This is a genomic window from Acinetobacter apis (genome assembly GCF_900197575.1).
Taxonomy (GTDB): Bacteria; Pseudomonadota; Gammaproteobacteria; order Pseudomonadales; family Moraxellaceae; genus Acinetobacter; species Acinetobacter apis.
The window spans coordinates 1,208,631-1,234,403 of record NZ_FZLN01000001.1 but is presented as its reverse complement, the minus strand read 5'-3'; the positions used below and the strand labels follow the sequence as shown (position 1 = coordinate 1,234,403).

The following is a 25,773-nucleotide window of genomic DNA, read 5'->3' as shown; positions in this document are numbered from 1 at the left end:
ATTCACTAAAACAGCAATAAGCGTGAAAATAAGGACAAGAGATGATTGATTTATATTATTGGGGTACACCCAACGGGCAAAAAATTAGTATTGCATTGGAAGAAATGCAGCTTGAATATCAAGTAATTCCCATTAATATTTTGCAAGATGACCAATTTCAAGCAGATTTTTTGCAAATCTCCCCCAACAATAAAATTCCTGCAATTGTTGATCAGGATGGACCTGAAGGGCAATCTATTTCAGTGTTTGAATCAGGCGCAATCTTGCAATATTTAGGTCGTAAAACAAAACTTTTTTACCCACAAGACCCAATTAAGCAAACTCAAGTTGAGCAATGGTTGATGTGGCAGATGGGTGGTTTTGGACCAATGCTCGGTCAAAACCATCACTTTAACCGTTTTGCCCCTGAAAAATTGCCATATGCACAAGAACGTTATATTCAAGAAACTCAGCGTTTATATGGTGTATTGAATAAACAGTTGCTAGGACAAGATTATGTTGCAGGTGAGTATTCAATTGCAGATATGGCCATTTTTCCATGGGTGCTATATCACGAGATGCAAAGTATTCAGTTAGAGGATTATCCTGAAGTCGAGCGCTATGTTGCGCGGGTGAAAGCACGTCCTGCAGTTGCTAAAGCACTTGCGATTTCAGTTTAGTCTAAATTGAAAGAATCGGTATTTACTTGTGGTGTGCCGATTCTGCCGATTTTTATAGCAGGCATGGACTAAAATTGATTGTATTTTAACAGGTATATACGCTAGAATACGCGCTTCCTTACCTGCAGGTTACTTTTGCATGGTGCAAAGTAGGCCGAACAGGTATCTAAAAGAGGTTACTATGGCTAAGCTAAAAACTCGCCGTGGTGCAGCTAAACGTTTCAAAGCGACTGCAAACGGTTTCAAGCGTAAACAAGCGTTTAAACGCCACATTTTGACCAAAAAATCTGCTAAGCGTATTCGTCAATTACGCGGCTGTGTAATGGTTCACGTTAGTGACGTTGCTTCAGTTCGTCGTATGTGCCCGTACATCTAAGGAGATTATAAATGGCTCGTGTAAAACGTGGTGTAGTGGCGCATCGTCGTCACAAAAAAATTCTTGCTCGTGCTAAAGGTTACTATGGCGCTCGTTCACGTGTTTATCGTGTTGCGTTCCAAGCAGTAATCAAAGCAGGTCAATATGCTTACCGTGACCGTCGTCAAAAGAAACGTCAATTCCGTGCTTTATGGATTGCTCGTATCAACGCTGGTGCTCGTCAAAATGGTTTATCATACAGCCGTATGATCGATGGTTTGAAAAAAGCACAAGTGATTATCGATCGTCGTGTATTAGCTGACATCGCTATGCAAGATGCGGTTACATTTGCAGCTTTAGCTGAAAAAGCAAAATCTGCTCTAACTGCATAAGTTTAGAGATTCAAAAAAAGACCGCTTATTCGCGGTCTTTTTTTATGTTGGATCAGAAAAGAATCATAAATTTACTTTTATTGAACTGCATCATAAAAATAATAAATGAAAGAAAAATGTCAGTGCGAAATTTTTAAAAAACACGATATTCTTATCAAAGTCGTACAATATTCATGCTGTACAGTCTGTTACAACTTCATCAAGCTGATGAAAAGCTGTTAGAATAATCCATATTTTTCTAATTTTTAGATGCTTTGAGAATAATTATGTCATCGGAAGCTTTGACCACTGACGCATTGGCTGCGATTGCCGCAGCAACAGATCTTGCCGCACTTGATCAAGTTCGTGTGCAATTTACGGGTAAAAAAAGTCAACTTGCAGAACTGTCAAAATCATTGGGTAAAATGGATCCTGAAGCACGTAAAGTGGAAGGTGCTAAAATACATGCGATTCGTGAATCCATTCAAGCTGCTTTAACAGCACGTCAGCAAGAGCTACAAGCACAAGCATTAAATGCAAAACTTGCAAGCGAAGTCATTGATATTACATTGCCTGGACGTGGTCAGCATACAGGCAGTATCCATCCTGTGACCCAAGTCCAAGAGCGAATTTGTCAGTTTTTTACGAAGTCAGGATTTACAGTTGAAACAGGTCCTGAGGTTGAAGATGATTATCATAACTTCGAAGCCTTAAATATTCCAAGTCATCATCCTGCCCGCGCAATGCATGACACATTTTACTTTGATGCAACACATTTATTGCGTACTCATACCTCAGGTGTGCAAATCCGTACAATGGAAGCGCGTCAACCACCAATTCGTATTGTCTGTCCAGGGCGTGTTTATCGCTGTGACTCTGATCAAACACATTCACCAATGTTTCATCAAATTGAAGGGTTATATGTTGCAGAGCATACAAGCTTTGCGGAACTCAAAGGCTTATTGGTGAATTTGTTAAATGAATTCTTTGAAAAAGAATTAACTGTACGTTTCCGTCCGTCTTACTTTCCATTTACTGAACCAAGTGCTGAAGTCGATATCATGGATGAACGTGGTAAGTGGCTTGAAGTGCTTGGCTGCGGCATGGTACATCCTGACGTATTAAAAGCCGCAGGCATTGACCCTGAAAAATACAGTGGTTTTGCATTCGGTTTAGGTGTGGAACGTTTTGCAATGTTACGTTATGGCATCAGCGATTTACGCATGTTTTATCAAAATGATGTGCGTTTTTTACGTCAATTTGCTTAATTATTTAAAAATGTGCTGCATTTGAAACAACATTCAACGATGCAAGCATAGACAGCATGTAAAGGTTAAATAGTAAATGAAAATTAGCGAAAATTGGTTACGCACATGGGTTAATCCTGATGTTAACAGTGAAACATTGGCAAACCAATTAACCATGTTGGGTTTAGAGGTTGATGACATTTCACCTGTAGCTGCACCGTTTCATGGCGTTGTTGTGGGTGAAGTGCTGACTGTTGAGCAGCATCCTGATGCTGACCGTTTGCGTGTGACTACAGTAAATATTGGTCAAGATGATGCATTGCAAATTGTATGTGGCGCACCGAATGTTCGAGTCGGATTACGGGTTGCTGTAGCAACAGTGGGTGCGGTATTGCCTGGTGACTTTAAAATTAAAAAAGGTAAATTACGTGGCGTTGCTTCAAATGGCATGCTGTGCGGTGCATCAGAAATTGGCTTAGAAGATAAAATTGATGGGTTACTTGAATTAGCAGCGGATGCACCGATTGGTGAAAATATTCGTGATTATTTAAGATTAGACGACCAAATTATTGATATTTCAATTACGCCCAACCGTGGTGACTGCTTCAGTTTACGTGGTATTGCACGTGAAGTTGCTGTAGTGAATCAAACGACAGTAACAGCACCTGCTATTGAACCTATTACCGCAACTATTCAAGATAAGTTGTCAGTCAACCTTCATACGCTAGGTGCGCCACGTTATTTAGGACGTGTCATTAAGCAAGTGAATATTGCTGCGAAAACACCTGCTTGGATGGAAGAAGTCCTTACACGTTCAGGTATTCGTACACATAGTATTTTGGTGGATATTACCAACTATGTTTTACTTGAACTTGGTCAACCCATGCATGCATTTGATTTGGCAAAAATTGATGGTCAAATTCATGTGCGTCAAGCCACTCAGCATGAAACATTGCAGCTTTTAAATGAGCAAAATGTTGAACTGAATGATGATGTTATGGTCATTGCAGATGATAGCAATGTGTTGGCGATTGCAGGGATTATGGGTGGCTTAGCTTCAAGTGTGACAGATGCTACTCAAGATATCTTTTTAGAAAGCGCTTTCTTTGCACCTATCTTTATTGCGGGTCGTGCACGCCGTTTTGGTTTGCATACAGATTCATCACAGCGTTTTGAACGCGGTGTGGATTTTGAATTGCCGCTTCAAGCCATACATCGTGCATCACAATTGATTGCTGAACTAGCAGGTGGTGAGTTTGGTCCAATTACGGTTGCAGAACAAAATGCAGAGTTACCGCAACGTAAAGCAATTCAATTAAAACATACACAAATTACAGCACTCCTTGGTTATCATATTGATGCTGGCTTTGTTGGTGATGCATTGACACGCCTAGGCTGTCATGTGGTTACTGAGTCAGGCGATCAGTGGCATGTAACGCCGCCATCTCACCGTTATGATCTCGTTATTTATCAAGATTTAATTGAAGAAGTGGCTCGAATTCATTGCTATGACAACATACAAATCAGTTCGCCACGTTTAGATGTGCAATTTGCACCTTATCAAGACCAATTTGAGCTTACCGAATTACGTCAAACCATTGTTACATTGGGTTATCAAGAAGCGATTAGCTTTAGCTTTGCTGATGCCAAGCTTGAGAAAAAACTTAATCCACATGTCAAACCACTGATGCTTGCTAATCCAATTTCAAGTGATTTGGCTGCTATGCGAAGTACATTGTTATCAAGTTTAATTCCATGCGTACAGTATAATTTAAATAGACAACAAAGCCGTGTTCGCCTATTTGAGTTTGGCTTACGTTTTGATTATCAAGACGCGCAACAACTCGATGAATTGAAGCAAATTCCTACACTCGCATTAATTTCGGTGGGTTCACATATTCCAGAACAATGGCATGCAAAAGACAAAGAAACTGACTTTTTTGACTTAAAAGGTGAGGTTGAACAAATCTTAGCAGCAGGCCGTATTCAACCAGAATACGTCCGTTCAGAACGTGCATGGTTACATCCTGGTCAATCTGCAGAGATTATCGTAGATGGGCAATCTATTGGTTATTTAGGTCGACTACACCCATCACTTGAAGCATCGCTTGATTTGGGTTTAACATGGGTCGCAGAGCTAGACCGTGATGCTGTTTTGCAATCTTATGTATCTAATTTTACAGAACTCTCACGTTTTCCATCAGTTAGACGTGATATTGCACTCTTAATTGATGATACAATCGCTATAAAAGAAATTCAGCATCTGATACAAAAAACGGGTGGAGAGTTTTTGCATTCGACGTGGCTGTTTGATGTTTATAAAGGACAGGGTATTGAAGATGGGAAACGCTCATTGGCATTCGGGATGACATGGCAACATCCATCGCGTACATTAGAAGATACTGAAATTAAATCAGGTATGGATAAAATAATTGACGTGTTACAAAGCACGTATCAAGCAACATTGAGGGCGTCATGACAGCATTAACAAAAGCAGAAATGGCTGATCATTTAAGTGAGCTGACCGCATTAAATCGTCGCGAAGCAAAACAAATGGTTGAATTATTTTTTGATGAAATTAGCCAAGCACTCATCGAAGGTGAGCATGTAAAATTATCTGGCTTTGGAAATTTTGAATTACGTGATAAGCGCCAACGTCCAGGACGAAATCCGAAGACAGGCGAAGAGATCCCGATCTCTGCACGTCGTGTAGTGACATTCAGAGCAGGTCAGAAATTTAGACAGCGCGTTGGTACTGAACAAGAATAACAGTTAATTTTTGAAAGCCCCGCATGCGGGGCTTTTTTTATGCAGTCATTGCTTGAACAATTCAAACTGACATAAAAAAAAGAGCCATAAGGCTCTTTTTTTCATATTCGGAGTAAACCGAATTATTGTGCAGCAGCAGAAGCTACAGGAGCAGCATCAGATGCAGCAGCAGTAGCAGTTGCTACAGCAGTAGAAGCAGTAGCAGTCGCTTCTGATGCAGCAGCAGCAGCTTCAGCAGCAGCAGCAGTTGCTTCAGATGCAGCAGCAGTTGCATCAGATGCAGCAGCAGGAGCACTTTCTTTTTTAGCACAACCAACAAAAGCTAGAGTTGTAGCAACCGCAGCTACGATAGCAAATTTTTTGAATAACATGGCATCACTCTCATAAAATAATAGAGAAAAAAAACCAACGCCAACCTGTTTAAGCTTTTATTATCACTATACGTTTTGCGATAGGTAACAACGCACGGGGCAGGTTAACTGGTATGCGTGTATGCTATCACCGAGTATATTTAAATACTACTAGTTAAGTGAAAAAATACGAAAAAAACAGTCGATTTGGTATGATTTTTTAACAGAAAATAACAATTGAGATGACAAGTTATATTGAGGGAATAATCGATTAAGTTGTTTAAAAATAGTAAATTTTTAGATGAATTAAAATTTGCTGAGAAACAAAACAATAAATTAAGCAGATGGTTGTCACGAACTTTGTTATTTTATGTAAAACATGTCAACCTAAGCCTTTCATTCATAAAGACTTAGGTTGAGGGAAGGTTATTGCTTACGTTTCATTTGATCAAAGAAGTCATCATTGGTCTTTGTTTCTTTCATGCGATCAAGTAAGAATTCCATTGCAGTCAACTCATCCATCGGATGAAGCAGTTTACGCAAGATCCAAACTTTACGAAGATTTTCTTCGCTCATGAGGCGCTCTTCACGACGTGTACCTGATTTTTTCAAGTTCATTGCAGGGAAGACACGCTTTTCAGCAATGCGACGGTCTAGGGTAATTTCTTGGTTCCCTGTACCTTTAAATTCTTCATAAATGACTTCATCCATTTTACTGCCAGTTTCAATTAATGCAGTTGAAATGATTGTTAATGAGCCACCTTCTTCAATATTACGTGCAGCACCGAAAAAGCGCTTAGGGCGTTCTAATGCATGTGCATCGACACCACCCGTTAATACTTTGCCAGATGATGGTACAACAGTATTGTATGCACGTGCTAAACGTGTGATTGAGTCAAGTAACACCACCACATCTTTTTTGTGTTCAACCAAGCGTTTGGCTTTTTCAATTACCATTTCAGCCACTTGTACATGGCGAGCAGGCGATTCATCAAAGGTAGATGCAATCACTTCACCGCGTACAGTACGCTGCATTTCTGTAACTTCTTCTGGGCGTTCATCAATCAGTAGAACAATGAGGAAAACTTCAGGGTTATTGCGGACAATTGATTGTGCAATATTCTGTAAAAGCATGGTTTTACCAGCTTTTGGTGGTGCAACAATAATCGAACGTTGACCTTTACCAATCGGCGCAATCAAGTCAACCACACGTGATGTCAAATCTTCACTTGTGCCGTTACCCAATTCCATGATCAATTGTTCAGTCGGGAATAATGGCGTTAAGTTTTCAAATAAGATTTTGTTACGTGAGTTTTCAGGTGTGTCATAGTTAATTTGATTGACTTTTAGCAATGCAAAATAGCGTTCACCTTCTTTTGGTGGGCGGATTGTGCCTGCTAAGTTATCACCTGTACGTAAATTAAAGCGGCGTATTTGGGATGGACTCACATAGATATCATCAGGACCTGCTAAATATGAGCCAGCTGCTGAACGTAAGAAACCGAAGCCGTCAGAGAGAATCTCTAATACACCATCGCCAAAGATTTCTTCGCCGTTCATTGCATGACGTTTTAAAATAGCAAAAATAATATCTTGTTTACGGTTACGCGCCATTCCCTCAAGGCCCATGAACTCAGCAATTTTAATGAGTTCGCCAATCGGTTTTTTCTTGAGTTCTGTTAAATTCATATGTGGTTCAATATAGATGAGAACATTGGGAGTCAAAAAGGAAGTAAATGTAAGAGTCGACCGTATACACGTATAATTGAGCAATTTCTTTGCGCGATAGATACTCAGAAGAGATCTGATTCATTGTTTCGGATAGAAAAGTAACCAATTGTTGTGCCGAGCGGCGATCTTATGTGTTGTAGCTTTTCAGAAAAAGTGTCGCTTGTGTGGCTTCATCTTTCTTAGGATTGAAATATAAGTGACAGCAGAAGAATTGTCAATTTAAGAAGCGCAAAATACGCCTACTTTGAGGCGTAATTCACAGATTTAGGTGTTTTTTTTCAAATTAAATGTTTTCATCAATAAATGAAACAAGTTTTGAGCGTGGTACAGCGCCAATTTGTTGTGCAACAACTTCACCATTTTTGAACAGTAGAAGCGCTGGAATATTACGAATGTTGTAATTTACAGCTGTTTCTTCACAGCTTGTTACATCGACTTTCACAATTTTGATTTTGCCGTCGTATTCACGTGATAAATCATCAAGAACAGGGGCAATTGCTTTACACGGGCCACACCATCCTGCCCAAAAGTCGACCAATACTGGCGTTTCAGATTCTAGTACATCCGTTTTGAAATTGTTGTCTGTGGTATTAACCAAGTTTGACATGAGTTGACTCCTGTAATTTGTTTTTTACGCTGAGCGTGTCTTTATACATAGTATGACACAGCATCTGTACACGTATTATCGATTATTGTTTCTAAGTTTATTATATGTGTATTATTTGTCTAATGGAGCTTAACAATAGCATTTATCGTATTCAGCAATCGACGAAAAATGAAAAAGTTAAGATATTGTGATGAAAAGCACTTTTCAATTCAAGGTGGGTGAATTACTCTAAGTGGCAATTTACTTTGAGCTATATGGATAATGTCTGACTTTTTAATTGATGAAGAATTACTTGCAGCGATTGATATGGGATCGAATAGTTTTCACTTAGCAATTGCCCGTGTTGACCACGGGGAAGTCAAAAAAGTTGTTTCAATGTCAGAAAAAGTACAACTTGCAGCAGGATTAGACGAAAATAATAATTTAACCGAAGCAGCTCAGCAGCGTGGTTTAGCCTGTTTATCCCGTTTTGTGGGCAGATTGAGCTCAGTCAAACCGAACCGTTTACGTATTGTTGCGACCAACGCGTTAAGAAAAGCAGAAAATGGTCAAGAGTTTATTGAAAAAGCAGCCCAAATTTTACCTAAACAAATTGAAATTATTGCCGGACGTGAAGAAGCACGCCTCATTTATTTAGGGGTTTCACACAGCATGGTTAATGGCGGACGTCGTTTAGTCATTGATATTGGCGGTGGATCGACAGAATTTATTATTGGTGAGGAATTTGAACCGATTCATACCGAGTCGTTGCAAATGGGCTGTGTTGCCTATACCAAAGAGTTTTTTGCAGACGGTACAATTTCAGCAAAAAACTTCAATAAAGCTGTTGTTGCAGCCAGTAAAGAACTCTCTGCAATTGCCAGTCGCTATAAAGCTGAAGGTTGGGACACTGTCGTTGGTTCAAGTGGTACCATTAAAGCCTGTGGCCAAATTATTATTAATATGGGCTGGAGTGATGAACAAGAAAGCGTCACACGTGCAGGTATTGAAAAACTTAAAGACAAATTACTTAAATATAAACATATTGCAGATTTAGATTTTGATGGATTAAAAGACGATCGTCGAGCAGTTTTGCCAGCAGGATTTGCCATTCTTTATGCTGCATTTAATGTACTTGATATTGACCGTTTAATGTATTCAGATGGCGCACTGCGAGAAGGTGTGATGTATGATTTGCTTGGTCGATTTAAGCATGAAGATATTCGTGATCGCAGTGTTCAAGCTTTATTAGGTCGTTATGGTGTTGATGTTAAACATGCTGAACGTGTAGTAACAACGGCACAAATATTGTTTGATAATGTCTCAGAAGATTTAAAATTAACGAATGAAGACAGTGATTTACTACGACGTGCTGCCTACTTACATGAAATTGGCTTAGCGATTAGTCATGGTGGATATCATCGCCATGGTGCCTATGTACTTGAGCATTCAGATATTCCTGGGTTCTCACAAATTGATCAAAATCATCTCTCCAATTTAGTGGCATTTCATCGCCGTAAAATTAAAAGTGATGCCAAAGCTGAACTGCTAAAAATTGCGCCTAAATCGATTGTTTATTTATGCTTGTTGCTTCGACTTGCAGTTTTACTCAATCACAGTCGAAGTGATCAGATGCTTCCTGCCATTGAATTACATATTATGAATGAGCAACAATGGCAGCTGACCGTATCTGGTGATGCAAAACAATGGCCATTATTGGTGGCAGATTTGCATGATGAGCAAACTCAATTTAAACATTGGGATATTGATTTGGTCATTCACTCAGATCAGTTTATTGATTAACTCATATTTCATGTAAGGATCACGTTCGACCTATGAAGAATAAATCATCGCAAAAAAAAGCATGGAAAACTGTGCAAATCGCACGTCATCCTGAGCGTCCACAGTTTTTAGATTATGCAAATGCTTTGTTTGAAGACTTTGATATCTTGCATGGTGACCGTTTATACGGTGATGATGATGCCATGGTGGGCGGACTTGCACGTTTTGAAGGACAACCTGTTATGGTGGTTGGACAGCATCGTGGTCGTTCAACCCGTGAGCGCTTAAAATATAATTTTGGTATGTGTAATCCAGAAGGTTATCGTAAATCACAGCGTTTACTTGATTTAGCTGAGCGTTTTAACCTGCCTGTATTTACGTTTATTGACACTATGGGTGCATATCCTGGTGTGGGCGCAGAAGAGCGTGGTCAAGCAGAAGCAATTGCAACCAGTTTGGCACAACTCTCAGGTTTAAAAGTTCCTGTGATTTCAACCGTGATTGGCGAAGGTGGTTCAGGCGGTGCACTAGGTATTGGTGTAGCAGATCGTGTGATTATGCTTTCGCATAGTATTTACTCGGTCATTTCACCTGAAGGCTGTGCTTCAATTTTGTGGAAAACTGCCGATAAAGCAGAGCAGGCCAGTGAAGCTTTGGCATTAACAGCAGATAAACTCAAAAAAATGGGTATTGTTGAATATGTCATTGATGAAGGCGAAGGTGCGCATTTAAATACAGAGCGTGTAGTTGAGCAGTTGCGTGATGTTTTAAATACGACGTTGGCTGAGTTAAAGTTAATGGATGTGAATGAGCGATGCGAAGCACGTTACCAACGTTTGATGAAGTTTGGCAGCGACAATCCAGGACTTGCATCTTAAAAGACGCTGAAACTTTCTTTCCAGAAAAAAAGTTTTTAATTGGGTGTAGCGGCGGCATGGATTCCATGTTGTTGTTGCATCTTTTTGCGTTTTTATTTCCCATGCGTGTCCGCGCAATTTATGTTGATCATCAATTACAAGACCCAAGTGCATCTTGGGGTCAATTTGTCCAAGATTTTGCATTGAAGCAGCAAATCGACTGTGTCATTTGTCCTGTTGCAGTTTCACAAGGCAATTTAGAATCTGAAGCACGTAAATCACGGTACCAAGCATTTCAGCAACATTTACAAGCTGATGAGGTGTTGGTACTCGCACACCATCAGCAAGACCAAGCAGAAACGGTTTTATTGCGTTTGTTGTCAGGTGCAGGAGTGACAGGGCTTGGTGCAATGAAAGCGATTGACTTGCGTGATGATATGATGATTTGGCGACCATTTTTGGACTTATCACGACAGCAAATTGAGACATGGGCCACCTCCATTCATCTTAGGCATATTACTGATCCAACCAATATCGATACACATTTTGATCGTGCTTGGGCTCGAGAAGTGCTTTGGCCAGTATTAACCTCCCGATTTCCAAAAATGCAGACATCGATTGCACGGACAGCAATCTTAATGCAAGATGCTCAAGATATTTTGGCGGAAGTTACACAAGCGGATTTGAAGGCATGTGTTCAAGACGAAGTCCTAGATATTACTTGCTTTTCTGATCTTTCTTTAGCAAGACAACGTCAAGTAGTCTCAACATGGATGATGGCTGATACCCATTATAGACCAAGCTTTCAAATGGTAGATCGATTATTAAATGACGTCATTCATGCACGAGTCGATGCTCAAACAGCTTTATTTTGTAAGCCATATTGGTATACACGGTTTCAAGGCAAAATATATCAGTTAATGCCTGATCAATACCGCGCTAAAGATTTAGATATCATTACAGAGACAGATATTCAATTTACAATGCATTGTCCTGTACATGTCTTGAGTGGTGATTTTACAGTTTTGCCTCAGCAAAAGATGGGTTTATCCGATCAACTACTTGGTCAATCGTTACGTTTAGTTACTCGGCAAGGTGGTGAAAAAATTCACTTTTATGGTCGTGTAGGACGTTGGCCTTTAAAAAAAGCCATTCAAGATGCACATATTTTTCCTTGGTTACGCCATAGAGTGCAAATTTTATATCGAGATAATGCTATTCTAGGGGTATTTACGCCCCAAGGTTTTTGGTTAGCTCATTCTGACGCTTGTCAGCAGGGTGGCTGGTTGCCCAAATTATGCATCAGTTAAGATTTATGTTTGAGTTGGAACAATGAATGAATAGTGCTTTAAGTTATAAGATTAGTTTTATTGGTGGCGGTAACATGGCACAAGCATTAATTGGTGGCCTCTTATCCCGTGGTTTTCCTGTAGAACATATTACTGTCTTTGACCCAACTCCGTCTGTTCAAGAAATTTTGCTCGAAAAAAAAATTCGTGTCTATGCAAAACCGATTGCATCTAGTGATTGTGATGTGGTGATTTTGGCGGTTAATCCTCAAGATGTACAAAATGCTTTAGCATCATGGAAAAAATTTTTTAGTAACCAATTAATAATTTCGATTGTGGCTGGTGCAAATATTGATTTGATTGCTGGATTGATCGGGCATGACCGTATTATTCGTGCAATGCCTAACATGCCAGCACAAGTTCATATTGGTGCACATGGTATGTATGCACCTGAATTTATTTCAGAAGATGATAAAGCACGTGCAGCACAAATTTTATCGGCAACAGGGCTCGGTGTGTGGCTAACACATGAGTCTGATTTAGATGCAGTGACTGCCTTGTCAGGTTCAGGGCCAGCATACTTTTTTTACATGATGGAAAGTATGATTCGAGCTGGACGCAATTTAGGTTTAGATGAAAAAACAGCAACAGCATTAACATTACAAACAGCATTAGGTGCTGCACAAATGGCCATTAGCAGTGGTGCAACACCTGCGGAACTACGCAAAAAAGTTACGTCTGCTCAAGGGACCACACGGGCAGCTTTAGACGTATTTGATCAAATGTCAGTATCACAAAGTATTCAAACAGCTTTAGCAGCAGCACAAAGGCGCAGCCAAGAGTTAGCTCAAGAATTAAGTGATAGTACCAAATCATCGAAATAGAGGATGTATGTATATGGGTGCAACTAGTGCGCTATTTTTTAGTGCTTTTATGAATGCTGCTATTTTGCTAGTGTTTTTTCGTTTTCTTATGCAGTTGGCGGTGATCAGCCCTTATAATCCAGTGGTTTTGGCGACCATGAAATCAACAAAATTTGTGGATATATTTAGTCGTATATTCCCAACAATTGGCAAAGGGCGTGTCAACCTTGCTGCGATTGTATTGCTTGTGGTGCTATGTTTGCTGAAAAATTTTGGTGAGATGTATTTAAATGGCAATCCGCCGAATAGTGCATTATTTTTGCTGATGTATACATTTGTGACCATGATTCAAGCATTGATTACAATTTGTCGATACTTGATTTTTGGCAGCATTATTTTGAGTTGGGTGACGATGTTAACGCAATCACGTTCGCCATATATTGAAGTGATTCAAGAGCTTGCAGAGCCACTATTGGCACCATTTCGCCGTCTTTTACCAAATATGGGCATGATTGACTTATCACCTATTGTGGCATTGTTGGCGTTGTTTGTGGTTGAAACGATTATGAGTGAAGTTGCAAAAGCATTATTGTCGGGTTTATAAAATATAAATTGGGTCAGAAAAAGCAATCAATGATTGCTTTTTTTATGCGCGATTAAGGGATTGCATATAGATAAATGGCTAAAAAATGAGATGCTGCACCAGCCAAAACAAAAACATGCCATATTGCATGGGTATATCGAATTCGTTCTAGTGCATAAAATACAGCGCCAGCCGTGTAAGCAACGCCACCAATGACCAATAATTTTAAACATTCAGGTGCAAGATATTGCTGCATGTCATCAAACATTAAAATAGCAAACCAGCCCATGGTTAAATATGCTGCTAACGACAATTTATCAAAGCGATGTGCAAAAAATAGTTTAAACAGCGTTCCAATGGCTGTAATCACCCATAACGCGATTAAAATATAATGGGCTTTATGGGTGGGTATATTTAAATATAATAATGGGGTATATGTACCTGCAATCAAATAGTAAATAGCGGTATGGTCTAGTTTTTTATACCAATATCTTTGTTTGACATTTTTTGACCAATGATACAGGGTTGAGCTTGTTAAGACAAAAATTAAGCCAAAGCAATAGACCCAAACACTAAGCCATGCCAACGCAGATAGATGACTGCTCTGATATAAAAGTGCGATACTGGCCAAGACTGCTATAATGGCACCTACACCATGTGTAAGGACATTAAGTAGCTCTTCTTTTGCATCATATGTCATTGATGTTCCGTTGCTCATAGACTCTACTTGATTAAAAATACACTTGTATATTAATTCAAATTTGACTTAAAAGTAAGTGGCTTTAAAGTGAATTTGTAACTTGATTTAGGATCTTTTTGATATGTCTCAATCTGTCATTGCATCAGAACAAGAGGTTGATTTTGTGTTGTTGGTTGCTGAATCGATCGAAAAAAACACCTTGGATCGACTTATTTTGAGTCAATATAAAGGGGCAGATGCAGGCTTAGGAAAAGTCACTTGTCGTTTGGTTGAGTTACAACATACTATTAAAATTTCAATGATTTATCAGTATAAAACCCAAGATATCACCAAAAACTATGCTTTAGATGAAGCATTATCAGTTATTCAAAATTTGTTGCCAGATATGAAGCAAGCCAATCTATGGTCAAGTGAATATGATACGCAATTTAAACGTAATAAGAAAAAAGATGTCTTGTTACAGCAGCATAAAGTCAAATCTACTGTAGCGCCTAAAACACAGTTAGCCCAACAGCATAATCGAGAAAAACAGCGCTATATTGATCAAAAACAGCCGTATTTACACGATCTTGGAATCACAGATCAACACGGTCAACTTGTGCCATCTATGGCAAGAAAATGGAAGCAAATTAATAAATTTATTGAAATTTTTTCACAAGCTGTACAACCCATCATGACAGCAGATCAACCTTTGCATATTGTCGATTTTGGCTCAGGCAAAGGGTATCTGACTTTCGCAATGTATGATTATTTAAAGCAAAGCCTGCAACCCAACATTACAGGCGTTGAGTTACGAGAAAACCTCGTTGAATTTTGTCAGACAGTAGCGAATAAAAATCAATTTAATCATCTTGAGTTTTTTACAGGTGATGTGCGTAGCTATCACCCTGAACAGCTTGATGTCATGATTGCTTTGCATGCATGTGATATTGCGACTGACTTTGCTATCCATTGTGGCATTCGATTAAATGCGTCTGTCATTATGTGTGCGCCATGTTGCCATAAAGAGTTACGTCCTCAATTAACCAGCCCGCAAGTTTTAAAACCCATGCTGCAATTTGGTATTCACCAAGCACAACATGCAGAAATGCTTACTGATACCATAAGGGCTTTACTGTTAAATGCGTATGGCTATGAAACCAAGGTATTTGAGTTTGTGGCTTTAGAGCATACAAGTAAAAATAAAATGATTTTGGCGGTAAAGAAACAGACCATTAGTGAGCCAAATCAAAACATCTTGGCACAAATCGAAGCATTAAAAGCGATGTATGGCATTCAAACTCATACTTTAGAAAATTTATTGAAAGATGAATGGATGGATCAGGCACAAATCGGTTGTCGTTGCTAATTTAAGCACCAAAAGCAATGTTTTAGTGCTGTATTTATATCAATTAATTTAAAGTGATGTATGCAATTGACGATAAAGGCCGGGTGTAACGCCAGTCCATTTTTTAAAAGCACGATGAAATGTACTGGTCTCACTAAAACCAACTTGTTGAGCAACATCCTCTAAAGTCAAACTTGGCTTGAGCAATAGATGGATTGCAGCATCACGTCGCAGAGCATCTTTTACACCTTGATAGCTGCGACCTTCAGTTGCAAGGCGTCGTCTTAATGTTTGCGGTGAAAGATAAAGCATTGATGCAACATCATTGAGTGTAGGCATTTCTTCGCCAATATGGTTTTTAAGCACATCACGAATACGAGAGGTCAGCGAGTTGGTATTTTTGAAATTAATTAAAAACTGGGTTGGACCAATTTTTAAAAACTCTTCCAATGTTTCGGTCGTTTGACGAATAGGTAGGTCTAAATAATCAGCTGCAAAAGTGATTTCAGTACGTGATGCATTAAATTGGATTAATGGCGCAAAAAATAATGCATCATATTCATCTGCTTGTTCTGGCGCAGGGTAGTTAAAATGCACACGCTCTAAAGGAATGCGGCGATCAATTAACCATGATGCCAATCCATGCCAAATCATGAGCATATTGTCTGTCATAAAATGCTGAGGGTCTTCTGTACGAGGAATAAAAGGTACAAAACGTGCTTCATGTTTATCACGTTCAAGCCCTATAAACCAATCATCACCAAATAAACGATAAAATTGTGAAGAAAGTTCAAGCGCTTCACCTAAGTTTTTAGAGTGGATAATCAGTTGGCACATCATGGCAAATGTACCAAGTTTTCTTGGTTGTGATGAGAAACCTGCGTGCTCATCTTGCGTGACCATCCACAGCATTTTGATGAAGCGGGTGTATTGTTCTGGAGAAATTCGTGCTTTAGGCTGTTTGAGTAATTCAGCTTCTATGCCAACATGAGACAGCAGTACTTCAACATCCATGCCTAATTTGTGCACACCAGCAAGCGCAACATTGACATAATAAATGCTGATGGTATTTCGACTGACGTTGAGCTCTTCTGCAGCTTTAATATTCACAAATAATAACCCAAATGACGTTAATAAAGGGAGGCCATCTCTAATCTACATAGCCTCTAGAGCATATGTTTTTATGATTTAATCAGTGATGTGAGATAACAAGGAATGGCGTATATTACCATAAAGCCAATAAATAGAGTAAATACTTTATTAATGCCTTATTTTTAAATTTAGTTGATAAAAATATAATTTAATATTCATTTAATATTTCCAAAAAAACAAAAGTTAGTTATAGTATAAACACTCATTTATTGAATAAATGATGAAATTTTAACATTATAAAAAACACGATCTTAACAAAATTAATAACAAGTGTTACAGAAATATAGTATGCTACCCGCATCAACAAGAAGCAAAGGATGTGTACAGTTGAAAACTTCAGTAAATTCATTCCGTTTATCATTATGCGCTGCCATGATTGCAGGGTGCACTCAGGCTCAAGCAAGCGATATTTTCGACCCAAATAGCCCATATATGCTGGGGAGCTTTAATGGACAGCGTACTGCACTAAAAGATGCAGGTTACGACTTTTCTGTGGGTTATACAGGTGAAGCAGCAGGTGTGCTGGATTCTGATAAAACATCAAAAGGCAGCACCAAATATGCAGATCAAACCGCTTTAAATGCAAATTTGGATTTAAATAAAATCTTAGGTTGGAAAGACACCGAAGCTCAAGTCACCATCACATACCGTAGTGGACAGAACTTAACTGGTTCATCGGATGCACTGAAAGGGCAATTGAGTCAAGTTCAAGAAGTCTATGGTCGTGGGCAGACATGGCGTTTAACCAATCTTTGGATTAAAAAACAGTTCTTCGATCAAAAGCTAGATGTGAAAATCGGTCGTTTTGGTCAAGCAGGCGAATTTAATGGCGCAAACTGTGACTTTCAAAATTTAGCACTTTGTGGTGGTCAAATTGGGAACTGGGCTGGGGATCAGTGGTATAACTGGCCTGTAAGCCAATGGGCAATTCGCGCAAAATATAATTTTGAGCCAAACCTCTATATGCAAGTTGGTGTGTTTGAGCATAACAATGAAAACTTAAGACGAAGCAAAGGCTTTAACTTAAGTACAGATGGCTCAAACGGTGCAATTATCCCTGTTGAATTAGTATGGCAACCAAAATTGTCACAAAATAATTTGCCTGGTGAATATCGTTTAGGTTATTCATATAGTACGGTCGACCGCAGTACACAAAACACGAAAGTTGAGCGTAAGCAAATTGTTTGGGTTTCGATGAAGCAAAAACTGATGGATCATCTAGGCGATGCAAATCGTGGTTTAACGCTATCTGCAAGTGCTTCATTTTTTAATAATGATAAAAATAATCCAGATGATCGACAAATTTCTGACATGCAAAATATGGCTTTCTCATATACAGGTTTATTTGATGCCCGTGAGAAAGATGAAATTGCTGTTGGTGTAGGTCGTATTCATCGTAAACTACCAGGTTATGATAATGAATATAATGCTGAAATTTATTACGGTATCCATGCAACAAATTGGTTAACGGTTCGTCCTAATGTGCAATATATTCATCATGTAGGCGCATTAAAAGATGGCAACAATGCTTGGGTTGGCGGTCTAAAATTTATGACTGTCTTCTAAGTGCGTTAATATCTTTAACATGTTATAAAATGTGGGTTTTACAATAAATCTGTGCATTTTTTTAGACGTCAGTTACAATGAAGTGCATTCGCAGATTTATTCTTATTTAAATAAAATAGTTCGTCTTAGCTCCAATCTAAATCAAAAATATGGGTTGGGGTTAAGGCCGTAATTAGAGGTGATTATGGATCAGCCCTCAAAGAGCTCGGGAATGAGAATTTTTACAGTTTTCGTTCTAGTGGTATTGGGTCTCATTATATTAGGCGGTGGTATTTACCTTGCCGTGTTAGGTGGCTCGCTCTATTATATTATTGCAGGTTTGATGCTTTTGGCATCAGGCTTTTTGCTGCTTCGCCGTTCAATCCTATCGTACCTCATTTATGCTGTTCTCATTGTGGGAACAATTATTTGGAGTCTTTGGGAATCAGGTTCAGATTTCTGGGCACTTGTTCCGCGATTAGATATTCTTGGCGTGATCGGTGTATGGATGCTTATTCCTGCTGTATCTCGTGATATTAAGCATCCAACTGCACCAAGCCGTTTAGTGCTTGCTGCAACATTGATTCTTGCTATTCTTGTTGTGGTGTATTCAATTTTTAATGACCCACAAGAAATTAATGGTGAAATTAAAACTGCTCAACCAAAACCAACATCTGTAGTTGGTGTAGCAGATGGCGATTGGCCAGCATATGGTCGTACTCAAGATGGTCAACGTTATTCACCATTAACTCAAATTAATGATAAAAACGTAAAAGACTTGAAAGAGGCTTGGACATTCCGTACGGGTGATATGAGAACACCAAATGACCCGGGTGAAATGACCAACCAAGGTACGCCAATCAAAGTTGGTGACAATGTCTTCTTATGTACAGCACATCAATGGTTATTTGCTCTTGATCCAAAAACAGGTAAAGAGAAATGGCGTTTTGATCCGAAAGTTAAATCTGATATCACATATCAACATTTAACATGTCGTGGCGTATCATACTTTGATGCAAACAATACGCAAGAATTTGCGACAAGTTTGAAATACAAAAAATCAGAATCAACGCAGTGTCCACGTAAAATTATTCTACCTGTCAATGACGGTCGTTTAGTTGCAGTGAATGCAGATACTGGTAAGCCATGTACTGATTTTGGTAAAGACGGTCAAGTTGACTTACTTAGAGATATGCCTTATCCGTATCTAGGTGGTTATAACCCAACATCGCCGCCTGTTGTAACAGGTACAACCATTATTATTGCTGGTGCAACAACAGATAACTTCTCGACTCAAGAGCCATCAGGCGTGATTCGTGGTTATGACGTGAATACTGGTGCATTGTTATGGGTGTTTGATACAGGTGCAGAAGATCCAAATGCGATCCCTGGACCAAATCAAAAATTTGTTCAAAACTCACCAAATGCATGGGCACCATTATCTTATGATGAGCAGTTGGATATTGTTTATATTCCAACAGGTGTTGGTACGCCAGATATCTGGGGCGGAGACCGTACAGAGCTGAAAGAGCGTTATGCAAACTCAGTATTAGCGATCAATGCATCAACTGGTAAGTTGGTTTGGAATTTCCAAACTACACATCATGACCTTTGGGATATGGATGTGCCAGCTCAACCGACACTTGCTAATATTAAAGACAAGAGCGGAAACGTTGTTCCTGCGATTTATGTACCAACAAAACCAGGTAATGTCTTTGTATTAGATCGTCGTGATGGTAAACCAATTGTTCCTGTAAATGAGCGTCCTGTACCTCAAAAAACACTTATTGGTCCACAAACTAAAGGTGAGCGTTATTCTCCAACGCAACCATTCTCAGATCTTAACTTGGCACCAAAAGACAAGTTGACTGATAAAGAAATGTGGGGTGCCACAATGCTTGATCAGTTATATTGCCGTGTTTACTTTAAGACACTGAACTACCAAGGTATTTATACGCCACCATCTGAAAATGGTACGTTGGTATTCCCGGGTAACTTGGGTGTGTTCGAGTGGGGTGGTATTTCAATCAACCCTGATCGTCAAGTGGCATTAACGAATCCGTTGGCATTACCGTTTGTATCTAAACTTGTTCCACAAGATCCAAACCGTGAAATTCCAAGAAAAGGCCCAGGTGGTGAGCATGGTTTACAACCAATGTATGGTACGCCATATGGTGTAAATATCTCAGCATTCTTATCTCCGCTTGGCTTACCATGTAAGCAACCAGGTTGGGGCTTTGTGGCTGCAATTGATTTGAATACGCACGAAGTGGTGTGGAAGAAACGTATTGGTACGATTCGTGATAGTTTACCGAATCTATTCCAATTACCAGCATTGAAAATTGGTGTACCAGGTCTTGGTGGCGCTATTACAACTGCAGGTAATGTTATGTTTGTTGCAGGTACGCAAGATAACTATATCCGTGCTTACAGTGTGACAAATGGTGATAAGTTATGGGAAGGTCGTCTACCAGCTGGTGGTCAGGCAACACCAATGACTTATGAAATAGATGGTAAACAATATCTTGTGATTATGGCCGGTGGTCATGGTTCATTTGGTACGAAGATGGGTGACTATATCGTTGCTTACGCTTTACCAGATGCAAAATAATCATATGATTGAAGAAAAGCCTAGTTTCGACTAGGCTTTTTTTTATCAATTTAAAAAGCTTTATCAGAAAAATAGCTATTCAGTATACAAAAAAAACATTTTGCTGATAGATCAATACACCGTATGCTAGACAGATATAATTTTAATTTACTAGCTAAAAGCCATGTATGTATACACTGATGTTGATCAACAACTTGTTAATGAACGAGTTGCACAATTCCGTGACCAGACCCAACGTTACTTGGCTGGCACATTAACTGAAGATGAATATCGACCATTGCGTTTGCAAAATGGTCTTTACGTACAGCGTTATGCGCCAATGCTTCGTATTGCTGTACCGTATGGTTTAATGAATACAACGCAGCTTCGAAAAGTTGCTGATATTGCAAAGCAATATGACCGCGGCTATGGTCATATCTCAACGCGCCAAAACATTCAATTGAATTGGCCTGAGCTTGAAGATGTACCAACCATCTTAGAAGAGCTAGCAACAGTACAAATGCATGCCATTCAAACTAGTGGTAACTGTATCCGTAATACAACAACTGACCAATATGCAGGTGTGATTGAAGGTGAGATTGCTGACCCACGTCCAACATGTGAATTGATTCGTCAGTGGAGCACTTTTCATCCTGAATTTGCATTCTTACCACGTAAATTTAAAATTGCAGTTTCTGCTGTTGCAGAGAAAGACCGTGCTGCAGCATCCTTTCATGATATTGGCGTTTATATTGTCAAAAATGAAGCGGGTGAAATCGGTTATAAAATTAAAGCAGGCGGTGGCTTAGGGCGTACACCTGTGATTGGTAGTGTAATTCGTGAATTTTTACCGCGTGAAGATCTAATTGGTTATCTAGATGCGATCTTACGTGTATATAACTTACACGGTCGCCGTGATAATAAGTATAAAGCACGAATTAAAATTCTTGTAAAAGCCATGACGCCTGAAGTATTTGCAGAAAAAGTTGAAGCTGAATTCTTGCACACACGTGATCATTTGGTTGTAAAACAAGAGTTGCTTGAAAAAATGGATGCTGTATTCACACCATTTGATTATCAAACACTTGAAAACGAAAATTTCGATGCTTTATTTGCACAGCATCCTAAATTTAAACAGTGGTTTAATATCAATACCCATGCACATAAAATCAGTGGCTATCGTATTGTTAATATTAACTTAAAACGTGCAGGAATTGCCCCAGGTGACATGACCACTGAAGAAATGCATTTCATTGCTGATTTAGCTGATGAATATACATTTGGTGAATTGCGCACCACACATGAGCAAAATATTTCATTGGTAGATGTACCACAAAAGCATTTGTTTACGCTTTGGGAAAAGTTAGAAGCAGCCAATTTAGCACGTGCACATATTGGTTTCTTAACAGATATTATTTGCTGCCCAGGTGGTGACTTTTGTTCGCTTGCGAATGCAAAATCAATTCCAATCTCAGAAGCAATTACTCGCCGTTTTGATGACTTAGATGTAGTTTATAACTTAGGTGAAATTGATTTAAATATTTCAGGGTGTATGAATGCATGTGGTCATCACCATGTGGGAAATATCGGCATTTTAGGTGTTGATAAAAAAGGTGAAGAATTCTATCAAATTACTCTTGGTGGACATTCAGATCATGATGCATCGATTGGTAACATTTTAGGACCATCATTTGCTGCAGATGCTGTACCTGATGTGGTGGAAGAAATCTTAAATACTTATTTAGATTTGCGTGAAAGCAATGAGAAGTTTATAGATACTTATCGCCGTGTTGGCATTAAACCATTTAAGGAGCGAGCATATGCCTAATTTAGAATTACCAGTTTTGCTGCTTGATGGTTCTGTTGTCGCGAATACCTATCAGTTGATTGATGAGTCGGGTGCGTTACCTTCAGGTGATGTGGTTTTAACTGCAGAACAGTTAGATCATTTACCGCATGTAACAGGCAAAAAGGCGTTACTGATTACAGTAGATACTTCTCCTGAAGATCATGAATTTCCTCTTGATAAGTTTGACACTATTTTTGTTGAGTTTGCAGGCTTTAATGATGGTCGAGGCTATTCATTTGCAGCATTACTACGCCGTCAAGGTTTTACAGGTGACTTACGTGCAGTTGGTGATATTTTTAAGGATGTTCTAAATTATTTAAAACGTTCAGGCTTTAATAGTTTTGTGATTAAAGAAGGAAAAGACGTTGCTGAAGCAGCGCCAGGTTTAGATGATTTTAAACAGCCATATCAAGCGTCTACTGCTGTAGAACAAGCCAATTACCAAGTCGGCAGTTAAAATCTAGCTGATGATAAAAACCCGCACTTGTGGCGGGTTTTTTATGCGTTCTAGGCGAGAAAAAGTATTGATCGACCTTTTGAGTCGGTCAGTGGGTAGAGAATGATTTGACAGAGATTTTCATTGTGCGTGATTTCAGTTAAAGTATAGCCAAATAAAATATTCACTTGTTATTTGGAACTCACTATGGCAATTAAATCCGATCGTTGGATTAAACAAATGAGCCGCGAACATGGCATGATCGAGCCATATGAAGAAAATCAGGTACGCTTTAACAAAGATGGTGAAAAGCTCATTTCGTATGGCGTCTCAAGTTATGGTTATGATGTACGCTGTGCGCCTGAATTTAAAGTGTTTACCAATGTACACTCTGCGATTGTTGATCCTAAGAACTTTGATGAAAAAAGCTTAGTCACGATTGAATCAGACGTATGTATCATTCCGCCCAATTCTTTTGCATTAGCACGTACGGTAGAATATTTCCGTATTCCAAGAAATGTATTAACGATTTGCTTAGGAAAATCAACTTATGCGCGTTGTGGCATTATTGTCAATGTCACGCCATTAGAGCCTGAATGGGAAGGGCATGTAACCCTTGAGTTTTCAAATACAACCAATTTACCAGCACGAATTTATGCAGGTGAAGGGGTTGCGCAAATGTTGTTTTTTGAAAGTGATGAAGAGTGTGAAGTGTCTTATAAAGATCGTGGTGGAAAATACCAAGGTCAAACAGGTGTAACTCTACCGAAAGCTTAAAAAATAAAAAACCGCTCATATGAGCGGTTTTTTTATGGCTTAAATTTAATTTTTAAGCTGAACAAGCAAGTCATCTTTATTCAGGTTTTTAGATTCAGCATCAGTACGATGTTTATATTCAAAGGTATTGGCATCTAAACCTTTTTCACTCACCACAATACGATGTGGTACACCAGTTAGCTCTAAATCAGAGAATTTTACGCCAGGACGCTCGTTTCGGTCATCAAGTAAGACATCATAGCCTAGTGCTTGCAATTCTTGATACAGTGCCTCTGCGGCCTCAACAGCACGTGGTGATTTATGCGCATTCATTGGAACAATTGCTATTTCAAATGGTGCAAGTGCTTTTGGCCAAATAATACCTTTATCATCATAGTTTTGTTCAATGGCAGCAGCAATCACACGGGTTACACCAATGCCATAACAGCCCATAGTGACAGGCACAGGACGACCTTCTTCACCAAGCACTGTACATTTTAAAGCTTCAGAATACTTGGTACCAAGCTGGAATATATGTCCAACTTCAATACCACGTTTAATGAGTAAAGTACCTTGACCATCAGGAGATGGATCACCTTCAACAATATTTCTTAAGTCATAAGTTTCAGTATATGTGGCATCACGGTCCCAATTGACACCAACCGCATGATGGTTTGCTGTATTTGCACCTGCAACAAAGTCAGACAAAATTGCAGCTGAACGGTCAACAATCACGTTTAACCCTTTTTCGACTAAACCTTGTGGACCAATATAGCCTGCAGGTAAATCATACTGTTGTAATTGCTCTTCTGTGGCAAAGGTCAAAGGAGCAGCAATCAACGGATGGTTTTCTGCTTTAATATCATTGAGCTCATGATCGCCACGTAAGAACAGGGCAACTACAGGAATTGAACCATCTTCTTTTGCAATGCCTTGTACAAGCAATGCTTTGACAGATTGTTCTTTTGGCTCATTTAGAAATTCACAAACTTTAGCAATGGTATCTTGATTTGGTGTTTCCACTAAGCTGAAGGTTTTAGTAGGTGCTTGGCGCTCGCCAACAGCAATTGCTTCTGCTTTTTCAATATTCGCGGCATAGTTTGAGCCTGATGAGAATACAACGGCATCTTCACCACTTGATGCCAACACGTGAAACTCATGTGATGCTGTACCACCAATCGAGCCAGTATCTGCTTCTACTGCTCTAAAGTCTAAGCCTAGACGTGTAAAGATACGTGAATACGCATCGTACATCACATCATAAGTTTCTTGTAATGAGGCATGAGAGGTATGAAATGAATATGCATCTTTCATGATGAATTCACGTGAACGCATCACGCCAAAGCGTGGGCGAATTTCATCACGGAATTTTGTTTGTACTTGATAAAAATTAATAGGTAGCTGTTTATAGCTTTTTAATTCATTACGTACCAAGTCGGTAATGACCTCTTCATGCGTTGGACCAAGCACAAAGTCATTTTGATGACGGTCTTTAAAGCGTAATAATTCTGGTCCGTATTGCACAAAACGACCAGATTCTTGCCACAGCGCAGCAGGTTGTGTAACGGGCATAAACACTTCAAGCGCACCTGCACGTTCCATTTCTTCTTTCACAATTTTTTCAACTTTACTGAGTACTCGTTTGCCAAGCGGTAACCAAGTGTAAAGGCCTGATGCAAGCTTACGAATCATCCCTGCTCTGAGCATTAATTGATGTGAAATCACTTCTGCATCATTTGGGGTTTCTCTAAGTGTTGCAAACAAAAAGCGGCTCGCGCGCATGTACGTTTATCCTAATACAAAAAATGAAAAATACTGGCGAGGGTCTAAAAACAAGTTAGCCCATCATTGAATGGTTGTATTGTGCCAATAACCAAGATATAAATGGTTTCAACTAAAAAGTGAAGTGTGTGCGAAAAAAATTCAGAAGTAAATATATTATGCTAATCTTCTTGAAAATTAATGAACATGAGTCA

23 protein-coding genes are annotated in these 25,773 nt (G+C 39.2%); 17 read left to right on the top strand and 6 right to left on the bottom strand.

The annotated features are described in order from the left end of the window. Positions 1-41 precede the first annotated feature (41 nt). The 6 genes from CFY84_RS05785 to CFY84_RS05760 all read left to right on the top strand — a co-directional run bounded on the left by CFY84_RS05785 (position 42) and on the right by CFY84_RS05760 (position 5,401). Complete coding sequence (locus CFY84_RS05785; protein WP_088823206.1) at positions 42-659, top strand: glutathione S-transferase N-terminal domain-containing protein; 618 nt, start codon at positions 42-44, stop codon at positions 657-659. 181 nt (positions 660-840) lie between these two features. Beyond that, the gene (gene rpmI / locus CFY84_RS05780) at positions 841-1,035 is read left to right on the top strand and encodes a 50S ribosomal protein L35 (protein ID WP_001096359.1); all 195 of its coding nucleotides are present in this window, start codon (positions 841-843) and stop codon (positions 1,033-1,035) included. Between the two features lie 11 nt (positions 1,036-1,046). Beyond that, positions 1,047-1,406: a 50S ribosomal protein L20 gene (gene rplT / locus CFY84_RS05775; protein WP_088823205.1), complete on the top strand. Its 360-nt coding sequence runs from the start codon at positions 1,047-1,049 to the stop codon at positions 1,404-1,406. A 266-nt stretch (positions 1,407-1,672) separates the two neighbouring features. Then, on the top strand, positions 1,673-2,653 hold the full coding sequence (gene pheS / locus CFY84_RS05770) for a phenylalanine--tRNA ligase subunit alpha (RefSeq protein WP_088823204.1): 981 nt from the start codon (positions 1,673-1,675) through the stop codon (positions 2,651-2,653). A gap of 76 nt (positions 2,654-2,729) precedes the next feature. Continuing rightward, complete coding sequence (gene pheT / locus CFY84_RS05765) at positions 2,730-5,111, top strand: phenylalanine--tRNA ligase subunit beta (RefSeq protein WP_088823203.1); 2,382 nt, start codon at positions 2,730-2,732, stop codon at positions 5,109-5,111. After that, entirely contained in the window at positions 5,108-5,401 is a 294-nt protein-coding gene (locus CFY84_RS05760) for an integration host factor subunit alpha (RefSeq protein WP_088823202.1), read from the top strand. Before pheT ends, CFY84_RS05760 begins: the two co-directional genes overlap by 4 nt. 122 nt (positions 5,402-5,523) lie before the next feature. On the opposite strand, the gene CFY84_RS05755 is transcribed toward CFY84_RS05760, so the two are convergent. The 3 genes from CFY84_RS05755 to trxA all read right to left on the bottom strand — a co-directional run bounded on the left by CFY84_RS05755 (position 5,524) and on the right by trxA (position 8,089). Beyond that, positions 5,524-5,772, bottom strand: a complete 249-nt coding sequence (locus CFY84_RS05755; RefSeq protein ID WP_088823201.1) for a hypothetical protein — start codon at positions 5,770-5,772, stop codon at positions 5,524-5,526. A gap of 405 nt (positions 5,773-6,177) precedes the next feature. After that, positions 6,178-7,440: a transcription termination factor Rho gene (gene rho, locus CFY84_RS05750; protein ID WP_088823200.1), complete on the bottom strand. Its 1,263-nt coding sequence runs from the start codon at positions 7,438-7,440 to the stop codon at positions 6,178-6,180. A gap of 325 nt (positions 7,441-7,765) precedes the next feature. Beyond that, positions 7,766-8,089 carry a thioredoxin gene (gene trxA, locus CFY84_RS05745; protein WP_088823199.1) on the bottom strand — a complete coding sequence of 108 codons (324 nt, stop codon included), beginning with the start codon at positions 8,087-8,089 and terminating at the stop codon, positions 7,766-7,768. 261 nt (positions 8,090-8,350) lie between these two features. On the opposite strand from trxA, the gene ppx reads away from it, so the two are divergent. Genes ppx through CFY84_RS05720 form a run of 5 tightly spaced genes read left to right on the top strand, consistent with a single transcriptional unit; the run spans position 8,351 to position 13,463 of the window. Beyond that, positions 8,351-9,871, top strand: coding sequence for an exopolyphosphatase (gene ppx, locus CFY84_RS05740; RefSeq protein ID WP_088823198.1), 1,521 nt, complete (start codon positions 8,351-8,353; stop codon positions 9,869-9,871). A gap of 32 nt (positions 9,872-9,903) precedes the next feature. Beyond that, a complete protein-coding gene (locus tag CFY84_RS05735; protein ID WP_088823197.1) occupies positions 9,904-10,728 on the top strand; it encodes an acetyl-CoA carboxylase carboxyltransferase subunit alpha in 825 nt (274 codons plus the stop codon). Then, positions 10,665-12,017 (top strand): tRNA lysidine(34) synthetase TilS, encoded by a 1,353-nt coding sequence (gene tilS / locus CFY84_RS05730; protein WP_088823196.1) that lies wholly within the window; start codon positions 10,665-10,667, stop codon positions 12,015-12,017. The genes CFY84_RS05735 and tilS overlap by 64 nt, the downstream gene beginning before the upstream one ends. A 26-nt stretch (positions 12,018-12,043) precedes the next feature. Continuing rightward, positions 12,044-12,880 carry a pyrroline-5-carboxylate reductase gene (proC, locus tag CFY84_RS05725; protein WP_088823195.1) on the top strand — a complete coding sequence of 279 codons (837 nt, stop codon included), beginning with the start codon at positions 12,044-12,046 and terminating at the stop codon, positions 12,878-12,880. 13 nt (positions 12,881-12,893) lie between these two features. Continuing rightward, complete coding sequence (locus tag CFY84_RS05720) at positions 12,894-13,463, top strand: YggT family protein (RefSeq protein ID WP_088823194.1); 570 nt, start codon at positions 12,894-12,896, stop codon at positions 13,461-13,463. A 52-nt stretch (positions 13,464-13,515) separates the two neighbouring features. Here the strand turns inward: CFY84_RS05720 and trhA are convergent, their stop codons facing one another. Continuing rightward, positions 13,516-14,160: a PAQR family membrane homeostasis protein TrhA gene (trhA, locus tag CFY84_RS05715; protein ID WP_088823193.1), complete on the bottom strand. Its 645-nt coding sequence runs from the start codon at positions 14,158-14,160 to the stop codon at positions 13,516-13,518. Positions 14,161-14,263: 103 nt separating this feature from the next. Here trhA and CFY84_RS05710 point away from each other — a divergent pair, with 103 nt between their 5' ends. Next, positions 14,264-15,490: a class I SAM-dependent methyltransferase gene (locus CFY84_RS05710; RefSeq protein ID WP_088823192.1), complete on the top strand. Its 1,227-nt coding sequence runs from the start codon at positions 14,264-14,266 to the stop codon at positions 15,488-15,490. 48 nt (positions 15,491-15,538) lie between these two features. Here the strand turns inward: CFY84_RS05710 and CFY84_RS05705 are convergent, their stop codons facing one another. Beyond that, positions 15,539-16,573: an AraC family transcriptional regulator gene (locus CFY84_RS05705; protein ID WP_213062824.1), complete on the bottom strand. Its 1,035-nt coding sequence runs from the start codon at positions 16,571-16,573 to the stop codon at positions 15,539-15,541. Between the two features lie 420 nt (positions 16,574-16,993). Here CFY84_RS05705 and CFY84_RS05700 point away from each other — a divergent pair, with 420 nt between their 5' ends. The 5 genes from CFY84_RS05700 (at position 16,994) to dcd (ending at position 23,818) form a co-directional block, all read left to right on the top strand. Continuing rightward, positions 16,994-18,187, top strand: coding sequence for a carbohydrate porin (locus tag CFY84_RS05700; RefSeq protein WP_088823407.1), 1,194 nt, complete (start codon positions 16,994-16,996; stop codon positions 18,185-18,187). 184 nt (positions 18,188-18,371) lie between these two features. Beyond that, positions 18,372-20,777 (top strand): glucose/quinate/shikimate family membrane-bound PQQ-dependent dehydrogenase, encoded by a 2,406-nt coding sequence (locus CFY84_RS05695; RefSeq protein ID WP_088823190.1) that lies wholly within the window; start codon positions 18,372-18,374, stop codon positions 20,775-20,777. Between the two features lie 163 nt (positions 20,778-20,940). Next, complete coding sequence (locus tag CFY84_RS05690) at positions 20,941-22,584, top strand: nitrite/sulfite reductase (RefSeq protein WP_088823189.1); 1,644 nt, start codon at positions 20,941-20,943, stop codon at positions 22,582-22,584. Further along, positions 22,577-23,062: a DUF934 domain-containing protein gene (locus CFY84_RS05685; protein ID WP_088823188.1), complete on the top strand. Its 486-nt coding sequence runs from the start codon at positions 22,577-22,579 to the stop codon at positions 23,060-23,062. Before CFY84_RS05690 ends, CFY84_RS05685 begins: the two co-directional genes overlap by 8 nt. A gap of 186 nt (positions 23,063-23,248) precedes the next feature. Then, the gene (gene dcd / locus CFY84_RS05680; protein WP_088823187.1) at positions 23,249-23,818 is read left to right on the top strand and encodes a dCTP deaminase; all 570 of its coding nucleotides are present in this window, start codon (positions 23,249-23,251) and stop codon (positions 23,816-23,818) included. A 45-nt stretch (positions 23,819-23,863) separates the two neighbouring features. Here the strand turns inward: dcd and CFY84_RS05675 are convergent, their stop codons facing one another. After that, on the bottom strand, positions 23,864-25,579 hold the full coding sequence (locus tag CFY84_RS05675; protein ID WP_088823186.1) for a proline--tRNA ligase: 1,716 nt from the start codon (positions 25,577-25,579) through the stop codon (positions 23,864-23,866). Positions 25,580-25,773 lie beyond the last annotated feature (194 nt).